This window comes from Blautia difficilis, assembly GCF_014297245.1.
GTDB classification, from domain to species: Bacteria; Bacillota; Clostridia; order Lachnospirales; family Lachnospiraceae; genus Blautia_A; species Blautia_A difficilis.
Map to the genome: position 1 here is coordinate 1 of NZ_JACOQG010000069.1, position 3484 is coordinate 3484.

General features: G+C 34.4%; 3 protein-coding genes. All 3 read right to left on the minus strand.

Annotation, left to right across the window (positions count from 1 at the left end):
* Positions 1-268 (minus strand): hypothetical protein (locus H8Z82_RS17220; RefSeq protein ID WP_207724704.1); only part of this gene is annotated, 268 nt, incomplete at its 3' end.
* Positions 269-387: 119 nt separating this feature from the next.
* Positions 388-2868 carry a leucine-rich repeat protein gene (locus H8Z82_RS16690; protein ID WP_243176517.1) on the minus strand — a complete coding sequence of 827 codons (2481 nt, stop codon included), beginning with the start codon at positions 2866-2868 and terminating at the stop codon, positions 388-390.
* A 10-nt stretch (positions 2869-2878) separates the two neighbouring features.
* On the minus strand, positions 2879-3484 hold a 606-nt coding region (locus tag H8Z82_RS16695; protein ID WP_186995744.1), incomplete at its 5' end, for a GHKL domain-containing protein.

Below are 3484 nucleotides of genomic sequence, written 5' to 3' on the forward strand. Positions count from 1 at the left end.
TAATTTCCTTTATCTCAAAATATTTCGCACGATGTCGACTTATAAAATCAGTTTTCATTACAATGCAATCTAAACTTACTACTATAATATAAATTACAATAAAATATTTTATATTAGATTCTATCCCCAAATATCCTTTTAACATTGTATATGTAAATAATACAATAAAGAAGAAAACAATTTTTTCAGCTATTCTATATTTAGAATACTCTTTACGTTTCGGAAACATTTTTCCAAATATCCAGACTCCCACTCCTGTCTCAAGCATAACTACAATAAAGTACAACAGTACCATCAGCATTTATCTATACGCCCAGTAATTTAATATTGCTATTCGCTTCCGTATTTCCAGAAAAAACACATTACATTTTTAATAACCCTAACGTCTTATTTAACGGTTACCTTAACTGTGTTGGAGTATGTGCCTGTTGTGGAGTGGTTACCATTTTCGCCACAGATACTACTGCGCATACGGAAGTAGTAAGTGTTGTTTTTCTTTAATGCTTTCGTAGTATAGCTTCCTTTGGTATCGGAAAGATTAGTTAATCGCTGGTAACTTTTATCTTTGGCATTTCGGTAATAGATAACATATTCACATTTTCCATTCTGATAAGCTGCAGGTATTGGTTTCCAGGTGAGTTTTACTTTATGTCCTGATACAGCCTGTGCTTTCAGGGAAGGAGTTTTGGGAGCGGTAAAAGCTATAATCTGGCTTTTGTCATAAGAGGAATAGTAATTCTTACCATTTACTTTATTATAGGCTCGAACAACTATTTTATAACTCTGACCTGCTTCCAGTCCTTTAATATTTACGGAAGCAGAAGTATTTTTAACGGATATACGCTTAACATTTTTGCCTGTATTGCTGTCCTGAACATAAACAATATATCCGTCAGGAGACAACTTAAACGGAGTCCAACTGCAAGTAAGAGAATGATCTGCCCTGCCCGTTACCTTTACACCTGTTACTGCAGCAGGATAGAAAACATTTACCTTCTGTATCTTGGACGGAAGACTGTAAGCCTTTGTTTTTCCATCCTTGGCATAGCCACGTACGCTTAAATAATAAGTGCCTTTCTTTACGTTTTTAAAGCTAACCTTTGTAGTGTTTTGGTCCTTAAGGACGTATTTTTTTTCGCTGGGAACAGTTTGGTAAACCTTCGGGGAGAGTCCGTATACCTCGGAATATGCCAAAGATTTCTTAGGATTTATTCCAAGTACATAATTATATGCGTCCACATATTCATCTCTGTTTTTCAGCGTTACTGTTACAGTTGAACCATTTACTGTAATTCCTTCAACTTCCGGCGGTTTAGGTGTGTTTACTTTGACAGTTACTTTCTTAGGAGGACTCCACAGGGTATATTTTCCATTTTTTTTCTTTCCGCATACCCTGACATAATATTCCCTGTCTCCTTGTACATATGGAAATGTTACAGTTTTGCTTTTATCTTCGAGTCTGCGTGTAATTGTTTCCTCTGTTAATACCAGATCTTTCTTAAGCCACATATCCGGTTCATCCGCTTCATATTCCACAGCATAATACAATCCATATTTATATTCCACAACTTCTGAATTTTCTCCGGCAACAGATGCACAGATTGTATTTCCAGATACAGACGGTTCATTTAAAAAAACTATGGACGGCATTTTCACTGATTTTCCATTACTCTGGAACTTAATCCCCATTGAGTTGGCATAAGCTTCTGCATATGAGCCTGACTCTCCGATAATAGTTATGCTGTCTTCAATTCCCCAAAATGCTGTTGCTGATATTTCCTGTACATTTGAAGGAATATAAAGTTCTTTTAGACTATAACAGTTTTTAAATGCACCGTCTCCAATTGACTCAACACTTGTTCCTATTTCTACTGTTTTTAAGTTTGGACAATTACTGAATTCACTACACCCTATTCTAAGATATCCATTTCCTGTATGTACATATTCTAGATATTCACAGTCGTCTGCAATATATTTCCCACCAATATCGGTGATATAATCCGGTATTATAATCTCACGGATCATGGAACTGCGAAATATACAATTTTCGGAATCCCCTATATATTTAAGTGTATCAGGAAATTCTATTGTCTCAACTTTTTCATCGATTCCATCAAGTCCTATTACAGGTGAACCATATATGCCCTTTTCTATAGAAACGTTCCCTTCCAAAGCCCAGGCAACATAATGACTGCTACTAGCGTCCCAATAAGAAACATTATCAATCTCTACCTTTTGAGGACGTTCTTTTCCAATCAATGTAATATTGTTTTTGGCTTGAAGCGCTTTATAAATGTAGGTTCCTTCATAACATTCCACTGTAAGACCATCACAGCCGTCAAAGATATTCTTGCCCACCTCGAAGAATGCCGATTCAACAGATACTTTTTTCAACTTTGTGCAATTTTCAAATGCCTTATCAGCAATCGAGTATACAAATAATTCGTTTACACCGTCACTGACATTTTCTTTCAGAATAAGATTCTCCGGCACATCATCTGTATAACCTACAATCTTACACGTGTCCCTTCCGGTATCTTTACAATAGATCACGCCTTCGTACACAAACTGATCAGAAGACAGTTCTGTTTCTGCAAAAGCAGCGGGTTCTGAGAACACATCCGGCATCTCAGAAACAATTTCTGTTCCGTCATCAAAAGCATCCCCTGTTAATTCACCTGCCGGAAACACTTCCATCTGTTCAGCAATTCCGCCGTCTGAAAACTTGTCATTTTCAGATGCATAAACAGGTACTGAAATCACCATTGCAACAGCAACAACAGCCGCCACCATAATTTCTTTTAACTTTTTCATTTTTTCAGTTTCTTTTAATTCATCTTCTATATTTTCAAACACTGCTCTGTTCATTTTTTTCCTTTCATATAATAATATCGACTTCAAAAAATGTTTCATCATATTTAAATTCAATACTTCCATTGTATTTATTCACTATAGATTTTACACTTTCCACTCCCCATCCATGAACATTCGAGTCATCTTTATCAGTTATAAATCTATCTTTTTTTACGTACGGAACTTTACAACTTGTATTCCACAGTTTCAATATAAGAACACTGTTTACATTTTCTATATTTAAAAAAATCTTTCTTTCTTTTTCACATTTCACAGCAGACTCTATCGCATTATCAAACAAATTTTCAAGCAAAATAATAAAATCAAGCTGTTCTATAACAATATCTGTTACATCTATCTCTGCATAAAAAAATATATTGGCATCATCCATTTTTCTCTTTGCTATTGCAATAATATTATCAAGCACGTTTACTCCTGTATAATAATATTGTTCTGCAAATTTATCCCTATTCTTTCTTATTACATTTTGTACTTCTTCCAAATTTCTAGTTCTGATGCATTCTTCAATGTAATTTAACATATGCTTCTCATCATGTAATAGACATTTATATTTTTTGATATTTTCATTTAATTCTTCATATTGTTTTACTATAATATTGTTTCTAATTTT

Bases quoted from the DNA above. Each gene is read 5' to 3' on its own strand.
- H8Z82_RS16690 (WP_243176517.1), bottom strand. From the start codon at position 2,868: ATGAACAGAGCAGTGTTTGAAAATATAGAAGATGAATTAAAAGAAACT.